Raw genomic sequence first — 21,674 nt, 5'->3', positions numbered from 1 at the left:
GGCAGACGGGAAGCCCCACATCCATAATCTCTAATTTTCGTGGGATGAGATCTATACCAGGTTTAGTGTTCAAAAATGCCCTGATACTGCATCAGATCCAAAGCGCTAAACACGGGTAGACACTGAAAACACTGCTCGGCGAGTTCTAAGCGGTCTTCTCGCTCTAGCATCGCCATCAATTTTTGACGAGCGCTAATCAAATAGCGAACATCATTTGCGGCGTATCGAAGTTGTGCTTCTGACAGATTTGCGGCGTTTCCCCAGTCAGAACTTCCAGCGCTTTTGTCTAACTCCACCCCTTCTAATTCTTGAATCAGATCTTTTAAACCGTGTTTGGGGCTGTAAGTCCGGGCTAGTTTGCTGGCGATTTTGGTGCAGAATAGCGGCGTGACGCGAATTCCTAAATAGTGACGCAGGGTTGTGATGTCAAACCGCGCAAAGTGAAAAATCTTGGTGATCGCGGCGGCTTCTAGCAGCTTTTTGAGATTGGGCGCTGCGGTCTGTTTTTGAGCAATTCGCACGACGGCAACCCGATCGTCACCATCGCACAACTGCACCAAACACAGACGATCGCGCTGAGGCAATAAGCCCATCGTTTCGGTGTCAACTGCGATCGCGTCTGTTTGCAAATAACGCTCTAACCAGTCTGTGGGGAGATCACCGTCACAAATCTGAAAATCTTTGGGTTCCATTTAGGGGGTGGGAAGCAGCAAAAAGGATTAGACCGATCCCATATTACCGACTTCCCAGCGCGAAAACTTAGCTGTGACCTGCTATTTACGGATGAAGATCTGCGTAAAGTAGATCTCTCCCCTAGCATTACGGCTGACCCCAATACCCGTTAACCCATAATTTCCTTGAATGTTTTTGAGATGTCCGGGGCTTTTGAGCCAGCCCTGCACCGCTTGAGCAACGGGGTCTTGATAGCCCATGTTATAGGCAACGTTTTCGGCAGCTCCGCGATAAGGCACCGACTTAGCAATTTCTTTAACTCGCTGCTCAAAGCCCTGATGACCAAAAGCGGTCTTTCCAGTGGACATATTTTGGCTGTGTTGCCGAGCCTGCTGAGTCAGACTCGCGGCAAGCTTTAAAGCCGGAAGCCCTTTGCTGGCGCGATATTGATTAATTTTCTGATAGACAGCTTGCTCAAGGGATTGCGTCGTCGAATTTGCTTGAGCGATCAAATTGACCGAAGCTGTAGGCGCTGCTGATGTCGGTTTTGTCAAAGTTGCGTGGCTTCGAGCAGACAAAGAAGATCCTAGACTGCCCACGATCGCTAAACTTGCGATCGTCGCTCCAGACAAAAGAGGTCTTAGCATGGTGAAGCTTTTATACAACACTTCTCGTAGACGGAGATTACGAGTACGGGTTCCCATCTTGTGATTTTAGTCACTCGTTTAACGATCGCATTACAGTGAAGGACGAGGATAGGGTTTTAGCAAATTTTTGCCGCGATAGACGTGAAATTTGTCAACGATGACACCACCCCGTCGTAGCGGCACTTCTCCCAGTTTTTCAAACTGTTGAAAGTAGGGCGCATATTCTGCCGCAGAATCTCCCTCAGTCTGGAACTTATTCGAGGTTAGATATAGCCCATCTTTGCCGACCCATTGTTCAGCCGTTGACCAAAACGCAAAGCCGCGCACATCTTTTTTATCAAAACAAGTGACCGGAATTGGCGCTAAAGGTGTTAATGCCATACCCACATGACCTGCCATGTGAAAGCGATTGCTAAACACAAAATCAGCGTCTTTAAGAGCCGCTAAAAGCTGAGGAGAAGCGGCAAAATTTTGGCGCAGTTGCACGATATCTACCAGGCTGATCGAGGCATCATTTTCAGGCGCTAAAAAACCTCCAAATATTCCATAATGACTCGGTTTTTGGAGCGTTCCTAGAGTGATGTGCGAGAGCGCTGTGAGCAGGAGCATCACGATCGCGATCGCCGATCCCACTAACCATCGCTTCACGAGTTTTGGGTGCCGTTCTTGCCAGAGGGCAGCTTGTTGACCGAGGAGAGGAGTCGCAGCAAAAAATCCGGGCATTGTCCAGGTGGGCAAAATCTGCTGATAGCCACCGATGAGCGTAAACACGAGAAAAGCTGGCACCGAAACCCAAACCACCAGCCATTGACGATCGCGCAGTTCGGACTCGGTGCGGATTCTAGGTTTAAACCAATGTGAATTCGACGACTTCGTTACCAGTCCATCGCGCCCCCTAAATCCCCCAATTCTGGGGGACTTTGAAATTTGTCTCCCCCAGAATTGGGGGTTGGGGGGAGGTTCGCCAAGGTGCATCGAACTCACGTTAAACCACGATCGAACTGTGGATTGTCCAGCTCGAATCCCAGCTGCGAGACTGACCCACCAAAGCGGCAATCCGATAGTCGGAAACAGATAGGCACTGTGAATCAGCGCTGTGTTGATCACATTCACGAAGTTATAGCGCTTTGCAGGAATGCCGCGATTGCTTTGGAATAGAAAAGAAACCCAGTCGTGCTGCCAGTTCCAATACAGCACGGGGGAAACTGCGATCGTAAACAGGGCAACGCTGAGAAGAATCCAGGGCGATCGCAGGGCGGCTCGATGAGACACACTGGTGAGACAAAATCCGAGTAGCCCAACGCCTAAAAGAACGCCGTGATATTTGCTCAGACAGGCTAAACCGACCAGCAAGCCAATCACCGCGACTCGATAGCTAGGGCGATAAGGTACATCATCCTGCGGAAAAAATTCACAGGCAGCAACCCAAAGCGTTAGTGACCAAAACGCCATGAGTGGGGCATCGGGTAGCGTCAAAATGCCAAAGCCGATCTGAAAAATGGGCGCGATCGAGGCGATCGCCAGCGTTAAAATTCCTGCCCGTTGAGAAAATAATTGCGTCGTCGCCCGATATAGAAAATACAACGCTGCCGTAAACAGCAAGAGTGTGCCGAGTCGAATCGTAAACGGCGAGACGTTGCCAGTGAGCCAAACCCCAAACGCCGTAGACAGCGAGACTAGCGGCGGATGGTCAAAATAGCTCCAGGCAGGATGCAGCGTATAGATATAGTAGTAAGCTTCGTCAAACCCAGGCGGCAGCCAGAAAGCAACCATGCTTCTAAACGCCAAGCCGATGCCAAGAATCCAAACGACCGATCGCTGGAGTTGGTGAATTTGGTGGGCTTGACTCCACTTTTTCTGAATTGATTGCATCACTAGCTCGACACCAAAAAACGAATGACCCGATAAACGCCAATTTGTTTCAGCAGTTGATAAGCTTGGGGCGAAATTTTTGCCTCATTTAACGTGCTGAGTGTTGTCACCATGAGGATCGATCGCTGTGTCTTTTGTTGACGAACTTGTTCTAAATAAGGTTTAATTTTTGCAGAGCGATTAAAAAAAGTAATCGGCTGTTGGGTGTAAAAAACCAGACTTGGCTTCTCAAAAGAATCGGTTGCCATCACGATCGGTTCGTTTGCCTGTCTGACCTGAATTACCGTCTGAGCCACTTCTCTCAAGGGAAGTTGACGTTCTGTGTCTAGAACTCCCACAAATGGCGTGATGAAAAACAGAATAAACGCGGCATAAGTCGCCAGATTGACTGCCCAAAACCAACGCATCTTGCGCCCAAAAATCAAAAAAGTGCCAGCGATCGCGCCACCTAGCCAAATCAAAAAGCCGATTTGCGGCAGTCCAGCTTCTTGCATTCGCAGCCCTAAACGAGGCATCGAAGGGTCGCCATTTAACCAATGAGGACTGTAGAACGTCACCGCCGCCAGCGTGATGCACAACCCAAGGCTGACATACACACTCAGCTTTAAGTCCCATTTTGGTGCGTCTTGCTGCATCTGATGGTGCCACCACAGTGCCACGAGGATAGCCGCCGCCGGAACTAAAGGCAGCGTGTAAGTGATGTATTTTGTTGCCGCGATCGTAAAAAACCCCAGCACAACTGCAAACCAGATCAGCGCAAATAACCCTAAATGGCTCGATCGTGGTGACTGTCGCCACGATCGGGGTTGGAAGCTATGAACGATCGCAGCAGGCAAATAAATCGACCACGGAAAGAAGCCGACTAGCACAATCAAAATGTGAAAATACCAGGCACCTTGATGTTGGTTGACTACATGAGTGAATCGCTCTAAATTATGGTAGCCAAAAAACGAATTAACAAAACTTTCTCCATTTCGTAGATATGCCAGCACATACCACGGCACACTGAGAGCCAAGAAAATCGCAATTCCTGGCACGAGCTTGATTTCTCGTAAAACCTCCCGGACTTTGCCGACGCAGACTAAGAAGATCAGCACGATCGTCCCCGGCAACACTACGCCCACTGGCCCTTTGGTCAACACTGCCAGCGCTAACAATCCATAAAATGCCAGATAAAAACGAGTCTGAACTTTAGGATTCTCAGGTTGGGCATACCCCAAAAAAAAGCTAAACAATGCTCCACCAAAGCACACACTCAGTAGCATATCTGAGTAGCCTAATCGGCCAAAAAATAGCGTTTGCAAATTTAGGGAAAAAATGGCAGAACCCAGAAAGGGCAGGATTTTGAGATGTACGGTGTGCGGTTTGAGTTGATTCTCAAAAAACCTCAAAGTGTAGAAGCAGAACCCGATTAATAGCGTTCCTGAAATGGCCGAGGGCAATCGCGCCGCCCACTCGTTGACCCCGATCGTGTGATAAGCGATCGCCATCAACCAATAGATCAACGGAGGTTTGTCAAATCGAGTCACTCCATTGAAGTAGGGCGTGATCCAGTCTCCCGTCACCTGCATTTGACGAGCGGCTTCTGCAAACAGAGGCTCGGTTTCGTCGAGTAGCCCCGTGCTGCCCAAGTGGTTAAACAAAACTAGCCAACTCAGCAGCAAGATCCACAAAATCGGCAGAAAATGGGCAACTTGCCGCGATCGTCCAGACTTAACGATGGCTGCGATCGAGCGCTCAAACCTCCCCTTCATGCCCTTCACCCTTAAGGATTAGTCGAATCCGATCGGCAACCTCACCGGGCTGCTCAACCATCGCCATGTGTCCACAGTCAGCAATTTCTAACACGTTGTCGCCGCAGCACCCAAATAAGTGATGGAAACTGGCGAGATGCTGAACATACTTAGGCTCCATGATCGGATCTTGAGACCCAGCAATAAAATAGACGGGCTGCTTGAGTCGAGCCACCACTTGAGGCAGCAAATGCACCTCGGCTTCGGTTGTAGAGTCTAGTAATGAACCTAGTGCCGCCTTTGTATCTGCCGCGACAAAATCGATTAAACGCTGTCTTGCCCAAGTGTGATCGAGCGTCTTGACCACACTTGCCCGCCCAAACAACCGATCGAGCCACGGCACCTGAGTTAACCAGCCAGGGCGCAATCTGACAATTTGCCTGCCAGCATTGCGAAAGCGCTCAAATTGCTCTTTGAGATAAATTCCGCCCCCCGCATTCACGCAGATTACCCCTTTGACGCGATCGGGCAGTAGATCGGCTCCCCACAGTGCCACACTCCCCCCTAGAGAGTGACCGACTAACCAGGCGGTTTCAACACCTAGACGATCGAGCAACTCGCCCAGATCTTGCGCGTATGCCTGCAAACTATAGCCCGCCTCACTCTGGCAGGGCTGCGAATCACCAAACCCGCGCAGATCGTAAGCGAGACACTGATGCTCGATCGCCAATTGCTCAATCAAAGGCTGCCAATAATTGCGGCTCAACAGCCAGCCATGAATGAAAACCAAAACCTCAGATGAATTTGTGGGAGCCGTCAAGTCATAAGTGTGCGGCGAACCCATTACGTGAATAGTAGGCATGATTTTATCCTACCCTGAAGCAGATTCGCTTTTTGTCCTGAGTCATTTGCCCTATGCTGACCCGACTTCAGAATCCTGATCCTAGAACCCTAAAATCTCCTTCCCAATAGTCGCTGCTTCACCCCTTCTGCAATTTTTTGCCCCAAATATTCAGGGATCAAACTTTCATTCGGGCCCAGAAGATAAAGAATTAATCGCGTTCGCCCTCGCCAAACCAATAAATTTGCGTTAACGACTAGTAAGTCTTCTTGCCAAATCGCATACATCACCTTATAAAATAGCCCTGGCTGGTTGTCAGCCTCGATCAATAACGCAGGCAAATGAAACACGGGATCGACGTAAAATTCGGCTTCGACTTGCTCTAATCCAGCATCTAGGTTAAACTCGACTGCTAACATTTCTTCCACCTCAAACCGCCCCGCTAACGCCTCTCGAACTGCTCGACAGACGTTTTCAGCAGTTTTATCGGTCAGGGCTTTGCCACTTCGAGACACAATTAGCTTGATAAAAACCAGCATGGGCGGGTAGATTTGCCCATATAAACTCAAGCTGTGAATCGTCAAACCATAAGCAGCTAACACCCCGAAAATATCGCTCAACAAAAAAGATTGATTGCGATAGGCAAAGTGTAGGGCGCTTTTGCTTCCTTCTGCTTTTAACTCAATGACAGCTTGACGCGTCTTATAGAGATGGTAGGCGAGCCGAAGATTTTGTAGTTGAATTTCGCTACTGACAAATTGCTCATAAAACTGGGGGAACGCCCGATTGAAGCGCTTTAACAGTTCTAGAGTGGTTGGTTTTAAGCCCGGAGCCATAGGGTGCAGGGAGACTTCGCTATAAGAGAATAGAGGAAAGAAAAGAAAGCCGCGGGTTATCAGAGCAACTTAGCGTCAAATTGTTACAAATCGGAATGAATGCCTTTGTTTTTATAAGCATGTGTTTAACTGAAATCATTTGCTGCCTTTGAGGAAGCGGTCGTGAGAGAGTCCGAGCGATATACTATCTAGTACTGCTTCATATTTACTACCTTCACCACACGCTTGCATGGGTTTCTGGAAGAGCTTATTTAGTGGTACTGATGCCCCTGCTGCCTCAAAAGCAGCCCCAATGGATCGCTATGTCGGCGATGAGACCGACGATCGCACCACCAACCGCATTTTCTTTAGCACCGAACGGGATCTTGATCTGTATGAGCTAGAAGAGTTGTGTGATGCGGTCGGCTGGTCGCGTCGCCCCCTGCGAAAGGTCAAAAAAGCCATTCAGCATAGTTTTCTCGTCGTCACAATGTGGGAACAGCGAGGCGCACAAAGGCGACTGATTGGGTTTTCTCGTGCTACGTCTGACCACGCATTCAACGCCACGATTTGGGATGTCGTCATCCATCCAGATTTCCAAGGGAAGGGGATGGGTAAAGCTCTGATGAAATACATGATTAAGAAGTTGCGCGGCGAAGACATTAGCAACATTACGCTTTTTGCCGATCCTCAAGTCGTTAATTTTTATCGTAATCTAGGTTTTATGTCTGACCCAGAGGGAATCAAAGGAATGTTTTGGTATCCAGACTAACTAAAGGTTCCCTATTTTGGATCGCAGGAATACGTAGTGGAGAAGAATTTTGAGCTAGGACAGCACCCGTGCCTGTTGGCTCCACTGTTCGACCTCGCCGATCGCAGGGCATAAATCTCGACGTTGTAGCGTTGCGACTTGCAGCTTGAGCATTTGGCGATGCAGGCGATCGAGCGGCGTTCTGGCAAGTTGTGTCGGTGATGCCACCCCTGCGTGTAGCAACAAGCCACAATACTGACAGCCCACGCCGGGAATTCTTGCCAGATCTGCGAGCGCCACCCACTTGTTGACATGGCGAATCGGAATTTGTAGCTGACTGGCTAAAATGCCTCGCTTTTCTGGTGTTTTGCCCTGTTGCAGCAGTTGTAGGGTTGTGTGAATGCCACAGGTTATTAAGCGGCTGTGGTCGTCGGTGCTTAAGCCAGGAAGCTGGTCGATCGACCAATCGGCTGAGGTGGTTTTCACAAATATGCCCCAATTTATCTTTGACAGAGTACTAGTCTAGCGGACTTTTCAAGTCGATCTCTTCAGTGGTAAAAAGCAAGCTATACTGATTAGGCGAGTAACGGGATGTAGCGCAGCTTGGTAGCGCGCCTGCTTTGGGAGCAGGATGCCGCAGGTTCGAATCCTGTCATCCCGATTGATTTCAAACAATCCTAAGTGAATTGTGGGATGGGCATCTTGCCCGTACAGGCTGGAAGCCTTTCCCACTCTTACAACTGCAATGAGATTGCTGTAGTGTCACGATCGCGTCGTCAGCTTAACCTCGCTCAAACTCGGTTGAGTCCCATTTCAGTGCGTTTCTATAGAAATTTGTTAAAACAAACAATTGGCTGTGTGGTAACTATATAGAGGCTTAATGTAGATTCTTCCACCTTTCTATACATGACGAATTCCCCTGAGCAAGGTAGCCCGCCTCCTAGCCCACTAAGACGACGATCGCTGCTTTCTCGCGTTGCCATTCCGATAGGGGTTGCTTCTGTGGTGGGCGTTGGGGCAGGAATTTGGTATGCCAACGTTTTCGTCAATCAGCAGTTAGCGCCCCTCGTGCAGACCAATCTAACGGAATTGCTCGATCGTCCGGTTGAGTTGGGCAAGGTTGAACGCTTTTCACTCAACAGTTTGCGGTTTGGCAAAAGTGGCATTCCGGCAACGGCAACAGACCCCGATCATGCCTCGGTTGAAGCCGTTGAGGTTCAGTTTAATCCGATTCAGCTTTTGCTCAGTCGCACTTTAAAGTTAGATGTGACGCTGATTAAACCGACCGCCTACATTGAGCAAGATAAAAATGGGGTCTGGATTTCTACCGCAATTAAAGAGCAAGAAGACACCGGATTTATTAAAACTCAGCTTGATGCACTGCGGTTAAGTGATGCCCAAGTGGAGTTGTCTCCCGCCCCTAAGCGGGGAAACAAACGGATGCCGATCACGCTCAAAGAGGTGGCAGGAGAACTCAGACCGGCGGATAACAATCGTCGTTTTGCCTACGAAGCCAGCGGAATCTCTGCCAATGAAGGCAGTTTTGATCTCAAAGGTGAAACGCTCCGAGATCAGAAATTGCAATCAAATTTACAGATTCAAGGACAGGATTTTCTCGTATCGGAGATCGATCGCTTAGTTAAACTTCCGATCGATCTTGAAAAAGGTCGCGTGAATGGGAACGTTAACGTCAAACTGAGAGGAGACGATCAGCCGTTAGTAACCGGAACGGCAGATTTCAAAGACGTAACGATGAGAGTGCCAGAACTGCCTCAAGTCTTTACTGGCGCTGCCGGAAACCTCCAGCTAGACGGAACGAAAATCACGCTAGAGAAAGTCACGGCTTCCCTCGGCAAAATCCCTTTTTTGGCAAACGGGACGGTTGACACGAAAAAAGGCTTTAATTTGGCCGCGAAAGTCAAAGCCGTCAAAGTTGAAGATTTTCTCAAAACGTTTGCGATTCAGCTTCCGTTTTCTGCGTCGGGTGAAGTTCAGGCAACCGCAAAGATCACGGGCGCGATAGAAAAGCCGATTCTGACTGGAACGGTCACTAACACAAAACCTGCCAAGCTCGATCGCGTCGCTCTCAGCAAGGTTAGCGCTGATTTCAAACTCGATGCCAGTGCGCTGAGTTTAGCGGTCACGAATATTCGAGCAACGCCTACAGTCGGGGGGCAGGTCGTTGGTAAAGGACAAGCCAGTTTGGGTGAACCGCGATCGCTCGACCTAAATTTTCGGGCGACGAACGTGCCGGGTGATGAAATCGCGAAGCTCTATAACAATGGCACCGCACCGCCCATCACCGTCGGACGAGTCAACGCTCAAGCCCGAATTTCTGGCGCGATCGAGAATGTCCAAACCGTTGCCCAGTTTCAAGCTTCCGAAGCCACTTATCCTACGACTGGAGAAGTCGCGATCGTCGGGGAGAAGCGCTTTTTAAGAAACGTGGTGGCTCAAGTCGCAGGCGGCACCGTGACCGCAAACGCTCGAAGTAGCGGCGATCGCTGGCAAGGAACCGTGCAGGCAGTCGGCATTCAAGCCAGTCGATTTTCGTCACAAGTGCAGGGATTGGTGAGCGGCAACTTCAATTTGTCGGGTTCGACGAGTTCGTTTCAGTTAGCCGATATTCAGACCACTGGGAAGGCACAACTCACCCAGGGTAACGGCACTGTCAACGCTCAAATCGCTTCAAATGCTGGGCGCTGGCAAGCTCAGGTGCAGGGAGAAGGCGTTCAACTCGATCGCTTTTCACCCGATTTGCGCGGTTTATTAAGCGGCGATGTTGCCCTAACTGGATCGGTGAATTCCTTTAACCCGTCTGCGATTCGGGCCGCTGGACAGGTGCGATTGTCAGAAGGCATCTCACTGATCACCCAGCCGATCGTCGCTCAACTTCAGTGGGATGGGCGTAAAATCAATCTTCAAAACGCGACGGCTCCTGGGTTTAGCGCCAATGGCTCAATTTTTGCCAACCTGGAAGGAACCCCGGAAATCACGGCGCTGGATCTCAACATCAGAGCTACCGACTATAACCTCGCCGCCTTACCGATTCCTCGTCCTCCGGTGACTGACTTAACGGGTTCCGTCGATTTTGCTGGCAGGCTAACTGGCACCCCGGCTGCTCCTAGCGTAGCCAGTGATGTGACCGTGCGAGGGCTGTCGCTCAATGGCATCACGTTTGACCCCATTCTCGCGGGCGATCTGCGGCTCACCCCGACTCAGGGGTTTAGTATCGACGTGAGGGGAAATCGCGATCGCATCGCCCTCGCGCTCAATCCCAATTTCAAGCCCATTTCGCTCAATGTTATACGGGGAGAAGCAACCATAGTCGGCATAGCGCGCGGCAATGTTTTCAGCCTTGACCTGAAGCAGGTGCCGCTAGACGGCTTGACTATTCCCGGTGTAGAACTGGCGCGGCTGAACCCGCTAGGGGGGCAACTTTCTGGCAACTTAAATATCGACACCGATCGCCTTCAAGTGATTGATGGCAGACTAGCGGTGGCTAACCCGCGCATCGGGGCATTTAAGGGTGAGAGCCTTCAAACCCAGTTTGTGAATGACGGCAAGGTGATTCGGTTTGCGGAGACGAGTTTGCAGAACGGCAACAGTCGATATACTCTGGCAGGCAATTTAGATTTGCGATCGAGTCCCCGGTTTGAAGGCAAAGTCGCGATCGCCCAGGGCAACCTTGAAGATGTTCTCAGAACCCTGCAAATTTTCTACATAAGCGATTTTTCAAGAGGATTTAAGGCACCGACTTATACCAGTGCGGCAGAAGTAACTCCGGTTCCGGTTGGGTTGCCTCAATCTTCGCTTTTGGATCAACTGCGGCGCTTTTCTGAAATCAACGCCCTGCTGGTTCAGGTGGCTAATCAACGCCAAAACCTGACGACTCCAGAGTTAGCAGACGTACGCGGCATCTATAACGGCACCATCAGCTTTGCGGCATCTCTGCAAACCGGAGTCAAAGCCGAATTTGACTTGCAGGGGCAAAACGTCGAATGGCGACCTTTTCCTGCGTTTGCGGAAGTCTATCAAAATCAAGTGAGGCAAAACCCAAATCGAGTCTTGAGCGCCGAACAAGCGATCATCAGAGGCAGCTTTGAAGATGGCGTGATCACTCTGCTGCCGTTGCAGCTTAAGTCGGGGCAGTCATCTATTAGTTTCTCTGGCAGTTTAGGGGGCGAAAAACAATCGGGACAGTTGCAAGTCGTTAACGTGCCGATCGAGCAACTGAATAATTTCTATCCGCTGCCTCTGGGCGTGAGCGGCAACCTTAACGGTACTGCTACGCTGTCAGGCACACCCGATAACCCCTTTGCGATCGGAGAAGTCACGCTGGCAGATGGCGATCTCAACGGCACGCCCATTCAATCAGCGACGGGCAGTTTTAATTATTCCAACGCTCGGCTAAATTTTGGCAGCACCATCAACATTTCGAGTCCTGAACCGCTCCGCATTGCGGGAGACATTCCGATTAAACTGCCCTTTTCCACCGTTTTTCCTGACAGCAATGAGATTAATGTGACCCTTGATGTCAAAAACGAAGGGTTAACGCTGTTAAATCTGCTGACTCCGCAGATCGCGTGGCAAGGCGGCACCGGACAGGTTCAGGTTCAAGTCAACGGCACCTTATTGCAGCCCAAGGTGACTGGGTTTGCCACGATTGCCAACGCCACGATCGCCGCTCAAGCTCTGCCCGAACCGTTGACTGAGGTGAACGGCACGATTCGATTTTTGAACGATCGCATCAATGTTGAATCTCTGCAAGGTCAGTTCAGCAAGGGGCAAGTCGTCGCGCAGGGCGTGTTGCCGATTTTTTCGGCGCTAGAAGCTAACGATCCTGATCTCACTAAACCGCTTGCTGTCTCGCTCGATCAGATTGCGCTCAACCTCAAAGGCATCTATCAAGGGGGCGTAAACGGCAATGTCGCAGTCACCGGAACTGCGCTCAGTCCAAAAATTGGCGGCGAGATTCGCTTAACCGATGGGCAGGTGTTGCTCTCAGATGAAGCTGCTACAGCAGGCGGAACGGCGGCACCGGGCGAAGCTCAAGCAGAGCCATCCGTCGAGTTTAGAAATTTGAAATTAGAATTGGCCGATCGCGTCCGGGTGACTCGTGCCCCAATCATCAATTTCCTCGCCAGAGGCAGCTTAAACGTTAACGGCACGCTCAACAATCTTCAGCCCGAAGGCGTGATTAATCTGACGGCAGGGCAGGTCAACCTATTCACGACTCAGTTTGTGCTGGCAAGAGGCTATCGTCAGACCGCAGAGTTTAGGCGGAGGCAAGGGCTTGATCCCACGCTTAATATTCGTCTCATTGCTTCGGTGCCCGAAGTCACCCGCAACCGCATCTCGACCGGAAATGCGTCGGGTGAAGTGCGCGATGATTCGCTGCTGGCAACCAGTTTAGGGGCCCTGCAAACAGTTCGCGTTCAAGCGGTCGTGACGGGGCCTGCCAGTCAGTTGTTTGACAATTTAGAACTGACGAGCAGCCCTAGTCGAAGTCAAAACGAGATTATCGGGCTAATTGGCGGCGGCTTTGTCAACACTCTGGGTCGAGGCGATAGCACTTTAGGCATCGCCAACCTTGCGGGGTCTGCGCTCTTAACCAATGTGCAAGGGTTTATTGGCAATGCCCTGGGGTTTGGTGAGTTTCGTCTCTTTCCGACGGTGCTGAACAATGAGCGAAGAGGCAGTTCGACTCTGGGTCTTGCAGCCGAATTAGGGGTCGATATCACCCAAAATCTGTCTGCCTCGGTCTTGAGAGTTTTAACGTCTGATCAGCCAACGCAAGTCGGGATTGTCTATCGCATTAATGATCAGTTGCTTTTGCGTAGCTCAACTGACTTCTCTGGAGACAATCGCGCTGTGGTGGAGTATGAAGCGCGGTTTTAGAAACGAGCCAGACTAAACGATCGCTTGCAGTTGTTGAACGAGTTGTTGCGATTTCACAACGCCCTCAATTTTTTTCACGGGTTGTCCTTGCTTAAAGACAACGATTGTGGGCAAGGCGTGAACCTGATATTGACTTGCTAAATCAGGGTAATTATCGACGTTGATCTTGACGATTTTGATCTGCTGCTTCATCTCGTCGTTGACCTGCTCTAAAATCGATGCCATTAACTGGCAGGGGCCACACCAAGGCGCATAGAAATCGACGACTAGCGGCACTTCAGAGGTCGAGAGTAGTTCTTGAAAACTGCCAAATTCCTGTTTAGCGACCATTTTTTGATACCTTCATTTCTAGGGGTTCTCTAAGCCTAGCGCCTAGATAAAATTTCGGAACCAACCGTTAGAAAATTTTGGGTTTTAAAACCTATTTTGTGCTAAATACTCACGACGATGAGATGGGGATGGGCGAAACAAGCGAATGATCAGTGCCAGTACGGAAGAAATGTAAAAAAAAGAACAAGTAAGCTGTAAAAGTATAAAGTTTCACTTGTACTGAGCAATTATGACGCATCTCCATCGTGCATTCCTATTCCTGGGAACGTTCAGTTCACTGGTTCTTTCTGCTGCCGTTTCTCATGGCCAAAGCTGTGCTAATTCAGATCAGGTTCCCTTAACTAAAGTCAAGCTTGAAGAAATCGCCAGTGCAGTAGGCATAGGAACAAACGATGTCGAATTGCGATTTGAGGATTTCGCGCTAGAGACAGTTAGACCAGGTCTCCCAATTCCACACAACAATCGTTTCTTTTTCTCTGCGGACAGACGAGCCAAGGCTGGTATTGCTAACGTAGTGCCGGATGGCGTAATACCCCTGATTACGATTACTGCCATTCCCTTAAAGACTTTTATCCATTCAAATAGTGTGTTCTACGAGTCAAAAGCAGTGCGGCGCACTCGCTTACCGCCGAGCTACCAAAAATATCAAATTTTAGGTTTTTTAGATGCACTTGAACATAGCCCCGCAGGGAGTGAAGGAAGCTTTGTGCCTGCAATTGTTTTCATGACAACATCAGATGTGAAGGCGATCAGCAAGAAAACACGACTCTTAGCCACTGTGCAAGGTGTGGGAATTCTTCACACAATCGCTTGTGAGATCCCTGATGTCCTACCCACGGAAAATAATCTTCAGATGGGTGCAGCTATTGTGGTAAACCCTGAGGTATACATCTTAAACATAAGCTTTCCTTTCCCGTCTCCACCGGGTTCTCCCGGAAGAGTCAGACCTTGATTAGATTGTCACTATGAGCATTTTCTTGATGAAACCTGATAACTCCTCCTTGGAAGTCAGCAGAGGTATTGAGTCTATTGATATTAATATCGTGCTGATTCTAGTAAAAGCGGACGTTGAGGAAGTCGCTCAAGCTCTGACTCAGCTAAAACCGTGGGATGGTTGGATACCCAATGCTTATGGTCAATCAGTTCCATCCAATGAAGGCACTCTCATCTTCAAGCTTCGAGGGCATTCTTGGAGTTATGTATGCCAGCCGTTTGGTCACACTCATCCTATGCGGTTATCAGAAGCCGATGCCCTGTCACTTTCAGATCTGCTGTCTGCTGCCGTGATTGATTATGTAGGAAGCAATACAGGCGGCTGGTTTCGATACTTGTTTTGCAATCAAGGCAGGCTAGACGAAAGACTTCGCTTTGAAGAATATGACAGAGATGGCAATCTTGAATTTCAATCACAACGTGGATTTACAGCTAAAGACATTAAGGATGCTTACACCTTCACACTAAACTTTATTCGTGAGCAAGATGCCTATATTCCTGCTCTCAAAATGCGTTACAGCGCTTTGAAGGTTCAACAAGTAACCCTGCATATTGAGAATCTCATGCCAACTGAAATTGAACGCATGGATTATCTCTACAAAACACTGTCTTAAACTAAATTAGGAATGAAATCAGATGAAGTTGACTTGCAGATTTCTACGTTCAATCGCTACATTAGCTTATGTAACTGCTATCTGTTCATCAGCAGTCCCTTACAGGGCTGCCGATGCTCAAGATTTGTACAGCCAAAATTTACCATCTATGAACGCTCAAGATCTTGTAGAACGTGGACGCAAGTTGACAGGAGTAGATCAAGACAATACAGAGGCAATTGCTGCATTCACCGAGGCGATTGAGTTGAATCCTGACTACTTTGAGGCTTACTGCTATCGGGGGACTGCTTTCGGTTTGAGCAATCAGCCCCTAAAAGCGATCGAAGATATAAAGAAAGCTGCGGATTTGCTTAATGCTAGAGGAGAACCTGACAAAGCTCAGGTTATGTTGAGGTTTGCAGAGGATATTCGAGAGGGCATCAAAGCGGGAGACTTCGACCAGTAGTACATTCTGGAAGCGACCCATAAATACTTTTTGGCAAAGGGCACAACACGATCGCCATGCCCTCCGTTTGCGGTTGTCTAACTTCCAGAATCGGTCTTTAGTTCACCGATTAGCTGAGTCAACTGATTGCTATCCGCTTTATAGACTTCGCCGCAGAAGTGACAGATTGCCTCCGCTCCTTCGTCTTTTTCGATCATGTCTTGCAGTTCTACTTCGCCTAACAGCTTTAAGGCTCCTAACACGCGATCGACTGAGCATCCACAGTGAAACCGCACCATCTGTATTTCTGGCAGAATTTCTAACCCTAAGTCTCCTAACAAATCTTCAAAGATCATCGGCAAAGTTTTACCCGCTTGCAGCAGTGGCGTAAACCCTTGTAGAGACTCGATTCGAGATTCGAGTAAGGCAACTAGCTCATCGTCGATCGCCGCTTTTGGCATCACCTGAATTAAGATTCCCCCGGCTGCCGTCACGCCATTTGCCCCCACAAACACGCCCAGCACTAGCGCCGATGGGGTTTGCTCAGAGTTCACTAAATAATTGGTCAGATCGTCGCCAATTTCACCCGACACTAGCTCGACAGTGCTGGAGTAAGGATAGCCATAGCCCACATCTCGGACGACGTAGACATAGCCATCTTGCCCGATCGCGCCGCCGACATCCAGTTTGCCTTTAGCATTGGGTGGCAACTCAACCTCTGGGCGATCGACATAGCCGCGCACCGTGCCATCTAGCCCCGCGTCTGCCAAAACCCCGCCTAACAGACCATCGCCTCGAATCCGAATATTCACCCGCGATTCTGCCCGCTTCATGCTCGATGCTAACAGCAGCCCACCTGCCATCGTTCGACCTAACGCTGCCGTCGCGACATAGGAAAGCTTGTGCCGTTGTCGCGCTTCCTCGGTGAGACGAGTCGTAATTACTCCCACAGCCCGGATGCCTCCGTCAGCCGCAGTTGCTCTGATTAACTGATCAGCCATGAAAAAACCTTACATTTCTTAACGAGTTCTGTCTCTATTCTAGAAGGCTTGCTGCTTCCTCCGCAGGTAATGAGGAAGAGCTATCGTGACTGACCTGCACGAGGGCGTTAACAAAGCGCTATCATAACGTTTGTCACAACAGGTTTCAGTATGGCAAGGCAGCGTTCATTACTACTGTTCATCCTGGCTTTGGTTGCCGTCGCGATCTTCGTAATCGTCAAGGTGCCAGTGCGGCTAGGATTGGATTTGCAAGGGGGTTCACAGTTAACGATTCAGGTGAAGCCCACCGCAGAGATTAAAAAAATTACATCGCGTGAACTCGAAGCCGTTCAGCGCGTCATTGAAGGACGAATTAATGGCTTGGGCGTGTCTGAGCCTGTTGTGCAAACGGTGGGTGACGACCAAATTTTGGTGCAGTTGCCCGGAGTCAGCGATCCGCAGCAAGCCGAGCGGGTTCTTGGCGGCACGGCTCAACTCGAATTTAAAGCTCAAAAGCCTGGAACTGAAGCAGGGCTGGGGATCGAGCAGCAATATCGTCAAGAATTGGTTGCCAAACAAGCTGAATTGAGAAAAGCAGGCGATCAGGCGGCGATCGACGATAACCAAGCCAAACTCAAAGCCACCGATCAAAAAATTGGCACTCTGTTTGAGTCGTCGGGCATCACAGGTAAGAATCTCAAAGATGCCTTTCCCGAAACGTCGCCAAACTCAAATGGCTGGAGTGTGGCGATTCGGTTTGATCAAGAAGGCGGCGAGAAATTCGCGACGCTGACCAAAAATCTAGCAGGCACCGGACGCAGTTTAGGAATTTTTCTGGATAATGGGCTGATTAGCGCCCCCAGTGTGGGCGTAGAGTTTGCTCAGACGGGCATCACTGGCGGCGGCGCAACCATCACCGGGCGATTCACCGCCGAACAAGCGAATGACCTGGCCGTGCAGCTTCGCGGAGGTGCATTACCGCTCCCAGTCGAGATCATTGAGAACCGCACTGTGGGAGCGACCTTAGGACGAGATAGCATTCAGCGCAGCATTTACGCAGGCATTGGCGGTTTGATGTTAGTGCTGTTGTTTATGGTGATTTATTATCGGTTGCCGGGGGCGATCGCCTCGATCTCGCTCGTCATCTATTCGCTGCTCACCTTTGCTGCCTTCACTTTGTTAGGAGTGACGCTCACCCTACCGGGAATTGCCGGATTCATTCTTAGCATTGGCATGGCAGTCGATGCCAACGTGCTGATTTTTGAACGCACTCGTGAAGAACTGCGGGCTGGAAAAACCCTGTATCGATCGGTCGAAGCTGGCTTTTTCCGCGCTTTTTCTAGCATTCTCGATAGCAACGTCACAACTTTAATCGCGTGTGGGGCGCTGTTTTGGCTCGGTGCAGGACTGGTGAAAGGATTTGCCCTAACGCTGGCGTTGGGTGTGGGCATCAGTATGTTTACGGCTCTGACCTGTAGCCGCACTCTACTACTAGCGTCTTTAGGCGTTCAAGGACTCCGCAAACCAGAACTGTTTTGCCCCAACCTACCCGCAAAAACTTCGGAGGTCGCTTCATGAAACTGCAAGTGATTCGCCAACGGGCGATTTGGTGGACGATTTCTGCAACGATTATTATTGCGGGCATCATTGCAATGCTGATTTCCTGGAAGCAGATTGGCGCGCCGCTGCGTCCGAGTTTAGATTTTGTGGGCGGCACTCGGCTGCAAATCGAACTCGACTGCACTCAGCCTAATAATTGCGACAAGCCGATCAATTTAGACGCGGTGCGATCGGTGCTCGATGCCCAGGGCTTGGGCGGCAGCAGCGTCCAGATCGTCGGATCAGAGCAACGCGCCGTCTCGATTCGCACGGTGACTTTAGATGTTGACCAGCGATCGAAACTACAAGCCGCTTTATCTGAAAAAGTGGGTAAATTTAATCCCAAAACTACTCAAATTGATACCGTTGGGCCAACGCTAGGGAAACAGCTTTTCTCGTCTGGTTTATTGGCGCTGATTGTCTCGTTTGCGGGCATTGCGATCTATCTCAGTTTTCGATTTCAGCTTGACTATGCGGCGTTTGCGATCGTCGCGCTTCTACATGACGTTCTGATCACGGTCGGCATTTTCTCCATTTTGGGGCTGGTGCTAAATATGGAAGTAGACAGTTTGTTTATCGTGGCACTGCTGACGATCGTCGGATTTTCGGTTAACGATACGGTAGTGATTTATGACCGAGTGCGAGAAACGATCGCATTGAATCCCGGTCGCCATATTGACGATGTAATTGATGATGCGGTCAACCAAACTTTGACGCGATCGATCAACACCACGCTGACGGTTTTGCTGACGCTACTTTCCCTCTTCTTTTTTGGGGGAGAAACGCTGAAAACCTTTGCTCTGGCACTGATTATCGGCTTCACAATGGGGGCTTATTCCAGCATTTTTATCGCTAGCACTTTGCTGGCACTCTGGCGAGAACGGACTGGAAACACGATTTCGGGGTCAGCCGAGCCAGTGAATAGCATAGAGCCATGAGCGATCGAGAGCATCCAGGTGAGTCAGAATTGACGATCGCGCTGCCCGAAAAAGACCCAAATTTTCAGGCGGCTGTGCAGCGACTCCATAAGGTAACGGTCTACGGCAGATGGCTGACGGTGTTGGGACTGTGGCTGACAGTGGGAAGCGTGAGCCTCTGGAGTTTGCGCTATCCTATTTCGCTGCTTCAAGACTATTTCACTTGGGCGGCGGTACGCTGGGCGATAGTCTTTCAGCCTCTACCCGCGATCGGTTTGGGGCTATGTGTGGCGATGACTCTCGCCGTTCTCGTCTGGCAGAGCCGCAACATTTTGGTAGGCTTGCCCAAAGTGGAGCAGCAGCGATTAGAGAAACAGGTGCTCAAGATTCGTGAGCAAGGATCTAGCCATCCGTTATGGAGATGGGTTTATCCAGAATGATGCCGTGTTGGTGAGTGACGATCGCCGTTGCAAATCGCTCAACCCCTGCTAAATCTCGGTAAATTTGAATCTTGCCATAGCTCCCGTGATCTTTGAGTAATTGAGTCACGGCATCTGCTTGACCTGCCATCATTTCAACTATCCAAACGCCACCAAAACGCAGATATTCAGGAGCCGTTGTGACGAGGTGACGAATGCAATCCAACCCATCAGATCCACCGTCTAGCGCGAGGTGTGGCTCGTGGTTGGTGACTTCTGGCTGAAGTTCTCGCACCATTTGACTGGGAATATAAGGCGGATTCGACACCAATCCGCTCAGGTTGCCTTTGAGAAATTCTAGAGGTTCTAGCCAGTTACCTTGATGGAACTGAATGCGATCGCCAAACCCCAACTTTTGAGCATTTTGTTGCGCGATCGCCAATGCCTCACGACTCTGATCCACCGCATGAACGATCGCGTAGGGTAACGCCTCGGCTAGACCAATCGCGATCGCGCCGCTGCCAGTGCCCAAATCTGCCCACGCTCCGGTTTGCAGATCTGGATTGGCAACGATCGCCGCTACTGCGAAGTCAATCAACTGCTCAGTTTCAGGGCGAGGAATCAACACCGCCGGAGAAACGGTGAGCGTAAAGTTTCGCCAGGGAGTCGCACCCGCTAAATATTGAATCGGAACTCGTTGTTCAACTCGTTGTCGCCAGCGTTGTTTTAATTCTGAGAACGGAATCTTTAAGGTGATTCGAGGCTGATGTTTAAAAGATTCTAGCCGCAGCGATAAGCGATCGAGTCCTGCTAATTCTTGTAAGAGCCAATCAACCTCAGACGGCAAAATGGCAGCGGCGATCGCAGAAGTTTGAGCTTCTTGTCGCCACTGCCATAGGTCTAATCCAGAAATCTCACAGGTCATCTGTTTTTGCTCTTTAAGAATGACCCGTGAGACAGCGCTATTTCGGCGTTGCAGAAAGAAGGAATGACTGTAGGGGTAGCGCCCCGGTGCCTACCCCGGACGGAGGGCAACCACGGGGGGATTGCCCCTACCCAATGTGAACCCGTCCGCTATTTCTTGGGCTGCGCTGCTGGAGCCGTTTGAGGTTTGCCTTGCGGTGAGAGCGATCGCACAAACTCGATCGACTCTCTCGGCGGAATCAACACAATTTTGTCGAGCTGTGGGTCGTTCTGCTTTTTCATCGCTTCGACTACGCCTTCTAGCGGAAAGACTTGAATGTCAATACTAGAAGCCAGATTGGGTTGCTGTTGTTTGAAGCGATCGAGCAGCGATTGCAGTTCTTCTTTGTTAAAGAACATTGGAATCACCGACTTGTCACCCTGCTGAATGGTGAGAAATCCCTTTTCTTTGCCAGCCCGCGCCACAAACAGCGGAGTGCCGTTAAACTGAGTGACCTTTTTATCTGATACCTTCATCACTGCGACCGCCGAGGCTAACTGCTGCTTGGTCGGCACGTAGGCAAAATCTAGCTGATCGGGCTTGCCCTGGTTTGATTGAACGAGTTGATAGACTTCTGCCAGTGACACTGGCACTACTTTGACTTCTTTCGCCAGGTTAGGGTTTTTGCTTTTCAGCGTTTCTAAAAACGCTTGAGCGTCTCTTTGGCTGACAAAAACTCCGGCAACGGGGGCACCCTTTTGACCATTAGGAGGAGAAGCCACCAAAGGCGCACCTTGAGCATTGGCGATCGTAAACATTGGCACGGGGCGTAGCTTTTGCACGATCTGCTCTGGGGTTAATGCCAGCACTCGCAGACCCGCTCCCAATAGAGAACCGACGATCGTCGTTCCAACTAAACCAACCGTAGCACTCCAACGAATCAATGATTTCATGTTTGCTCCTAGCATTAAAAACGACATCAAAACTCAGGTAAAAATGAGGGAGTAATCTGTCAAATCAATTTAACGTCAGTTCGACGGTTTTTTTCGCTTCGTTGTCAGCGGCTTTTGCCCCCTAAATCCCCCATTTTGGGGGACTTTGAACCGAAAAATTTATCTTGAAGTCCCCCAAAATTGGGGGATTTAGGGGGCTTCCCGAATTCACACTGCCTTCGGCTCAGCAAAGCTGTTCGGAGCAAACTGCTTCTGTCGAACTGACATCAATTTAGCTTTGACATAGTAGGCTAATCTCCTCATTTTGCT

Annotated in this window: 19 protein-coding genes and 1 tRNA gene; 9 read left to right on the top strand and 11 right to left on the bottom strand. The window is 49.9% G+C overall.

Annotation, left to right across the window (positions count from 1 at the left end):
* Positions 1-62: 62 nt before the first annotated feature.
* From C7B65_RS01335 to C7B65_RS01310, 6 genes are all read right to left on the bottom strand, one after another.
* Complete coding sequence (locus tag C7B65_RS01335; RefSeq protein WP_073069104.1) at positions 63-692, bottom strand: ribonuclease H-like domain-containing protein; 630 nt, start codon at positions 690-692, stop codon at positions 63-65.
* A gap of 81 nt (positions 693-773) precedes the next feature.
* Positions 774-1,319: a CAP domain-containing protein gene (locus C7B65_RS01330; protein ID WP_073069103.1), complete on the bottom strand. Its 546-nt coding sequence runs from the start codon at positions 1,317-1,319 to the stop codon at positions 774-776.
* Positions 1,320-1,409: 90 nt separating this feature from the next.
* Positions 1,410-3,191: an ArnT family glycosyltransferase gene (locus tag C7B65_RS28630; protein ID WP_073069102.1), complete on the bottom strand. Its 1,782-nt coding sequence runs from the start codon at positions 3,189-3,191 to the stop codon at positions 1,410-1,412.
* A 2-nt stretch (positions 3,192-3,193) separates the two neighbouring features.
* Positions 3,194-4,945, bottom strand: a complete 1,752-nt coding sequence (locus C7B65_RS01320; RefSeq protein ID WP_073069101.1) for an ArnT family glycosyltransferase — start codon at positions 4,943-4,945, stop codon at positions 3,194-3,196.
* Positions 4,929-5,786 carry an alpha/beta fold hydrolase gene (locus C7B65_RS01315; protein ID WP_073069100.1) on the bottom strand — a complete coding sequence of 286 codons (858 nt, stop codon included), beginning with the start codon at positions 5,784-5,786 and terminating at the stop codon, positions 4,929-4,931. The genes C7B65_RS01320 and C7B65_RS01315 overlap by 17 nt, the downstream gene beginning before the upstream one ends.
* 89 nt (positions 5,787-5,875) lie before the next feature.
* Positions 5,876-6,601, bottom strand: a complete 726-nt coding sequence (locus C7B65_RS01310; protein WP_073069099.1) for a hypothetical protein — start codon at positions 6,599-6,601, stop codon at positions 5,876-5,878.
* A 229-nt stretch (positions 6,602-6,830) separates the two neighbouring features.
* On the opposite strand from C7B65_RS01310, the gene C7B65_RS01305 reads away from it, so the two are divergent.
* Positions 6,831-7,352 (top strand): GNAT family N-acetyltransferase, encoded by a 522-nt coding sequence (locus tag C7B65_RS01305; protein WP_073069098.1) that lies wholly within the window; start codon positions 6,831-6,833, stop codon positions 7,350-7,352.
* 54 nt (positions 7,353-7,406) lie between these two features.
* On the opposite strand, the gene C7B65_RS01300 is transcribed toward C7B65_RS01305, so the two are convergent.
* On the bottom strand, positions 7,407-7,817 hold the full coding sequence (locus C7B65_RS01300) for a DUF4332 domain-containing protein (RefSeq protein ID WP_219898271.1): 411 nt from the start codon (positions 7,815-7,817) through the stop codon (positions 7,407-7,409).
* Between the two features lie 101 nt (positions 7,818-7,918).
* On the opposite strand from C7B65_RS01300, the gene C7B65_RS01295 reads away from it, so the two are divergent.
* Positions 7,919-7,992 (top strand) — tRNA-Pro (locus C7B65_RS01295).
* A gap of 245 nt (positions 7,993-8,237) precedes the next feature.
* Positions 8,238-13,232: a translocation/assembly module TamB domain-containing protein gene (locus tag C7B65_RS01290; protein ID WP_073069096.1), complete on the top strand. Its 4,995-nt coding sequence runs from the start codon at positions 8,238-8,240 to the stop codon at positions 13,230-13,232.
* A 12-nt stretch (positions 13,233-13,244) separates the two neighbouring features.
* On the opposite strand, the gene trxA is transcribed toward C7B65_RS01290, so the two are convergent.
* Positions 13,245-13,562, bottom strand: a complete 318-nt coding sequence (trxA, locus tag C7B65_RS01285; protein ID WP_073069095.1) for a thioredoxin — start codon at positions 13,560-13,562, stop codon at positions 13,245-13,247.
* 229 nt (positions 13,563-13,791) lie between these two features.
* Between trxA and C7B65_RS01280 the strand changes: the two genes are divergently transcribed.
* The 3 genes from C7B65_RS01280 (at position 13,792) to C7B65_RS01270 (ending at position 15,614) form a co-directional block, all read left to right on the top strand.
* The gene (locus C7B65_RS01280; RefSeq protein WP_073069094.1) at positions 13,792-14,514 is read left to right on the top strand and encodes a hypothetical protein; all 723 of its coding nucleotides are present in this window, start codon (positions 13,792-13,794) and stop codon (positions 14,512-14,514) included.
* Positions 14,515-14,527: 13 nt separating this feature from the next.
* Positions 14,528-15,169 carry a hypothetical protein gene (locus tag C7B65_RS01275; protein ID WP_073069093.1) on the top strand — a complete coding sequence of 214 codons (642 nt, stop codon included), beginning with the start codon at positions 14,528-14,530 and terminating at the stop codon, positions 15,167-15,169.
* Between the two features lie 148 nt (positions 15,170-15,317).
* Positions 15,318-15,614, top strand: a complete 297-nt coding sequence (locus C7B65_RS01270) for a tetratricopeptide repeat protein (protein ID WP_073069092.1) — start codon at positions 15,318-15,320, stop codon at positions 15,612-15,614.
* Between the two features lie 77 nt (positions 15,615-15,691).
* Here the strand turns inward: C7B65_RS01270 and hslO are convergent, their stop codons facing one another.
* Positions 15,692-16,594, bottom strand: a complete 903-nt coding sequence (hslO, locus tag C7B65_RS01265; RefSeq protein WP_073069091.1) for an Hsp33 family molecular chaperone HslO — start codon at positions 16,592-16,594, stop codon at positions 15,692-15,694.
* Positions 16,595-16,744: 150 nt separating this feature from the next.
* Here hslO and secD point away from each other — a divergent pair, with 150 nt between their 5' ends.
* From secD to C7B65_RS01250, 3 genes are read left to right on the top strand one after another with little or no spacing between them, the layout of a single operon-like run.
* Complete coding sequence (gene secD / locus C7B65_RS01260) at positions 16,745-18,151, top strand: protein translocase subunit SecD (protein ID WP_073069090.1); 1,407 nt, start codon at positions 16,745-16,747, stop codon at positions 18,149-18,151.
* Complete coding sequence (gene secF / locus C7B65_RS01255) at positions 18,148-19,110, top strand: protein translocase subunit SecF (protein WP_073069089.1); 963 nt, start codon at positions 18,148-18,150, stop codon at positions 19,108-19,110. Before secD ends, secF begins: the two co-directional genes overlap by 4 nt.
* Positions 19,107-19,529: a hypothetical protein gene (locus tag C7B65_RS01250; RefSeq protein ID WP_073069088.1), complete on the top strand. Its 423-nt coding sequence runs from the start codon at positions 19,107-19,109 to the stop codon at positions 19,527-19,529. The genes secF and C7B65_RS01250 overlap by 4 nt, the downstream gene beginning before the upstream one ends.
* Here the strand turns inward: C7B65_RS01250 and prmC are convergent.
* Positions 19,492-20,433 carry a peptide chain release factor N(5)-glutamine methyltransferase gene (prmC, locus tag C7B65_RS01245; protein ID WP_073069087.1) on the bottom strand — a complete coding sequence of 314 codons (942 nt, stop codon included), beginning with the start codon at positions 20,431-20,433 and terminating at the stop codon, positions 19,492-19,494. The two genes, C7B65_RS01250 and prmC, sit on opposite strands and share 38 nt — an antisense overlap.
* Positions 20,434-20,582: 149 nt before the next feature.
* Positions 20,583-21,365 carry a Tic22 family protein gene (locus C7B65_RS01240; RefSeq protein ID WP_073069287.1) on the bottom strand — a complete coding sequence of 261 codons (783 nt, stop codon included), beginning with the start codon at positions 21,363-21,365 and terminating at the stop codon, positions 20,583-20,585.
* Between the last annotated feature and the right edge of the window lie 309 nt (positions 21,366-21,674).

Source organism: Phormidesmis priestleyi ULC007 (assembly GCF_003003695.1).
Lineage (GTDB): Bacteria > Cyanobacteriota > Cyanobacteriia > Leptolyngbyales > Leptolyngbyaceae > Phormidesmis_A > Phormidesmis_A priestleyi_A.
Note: the sequence above shows the minus strand (reverse complement) of the source record. Positions and strands in the feature narration are given on the sequence as shown.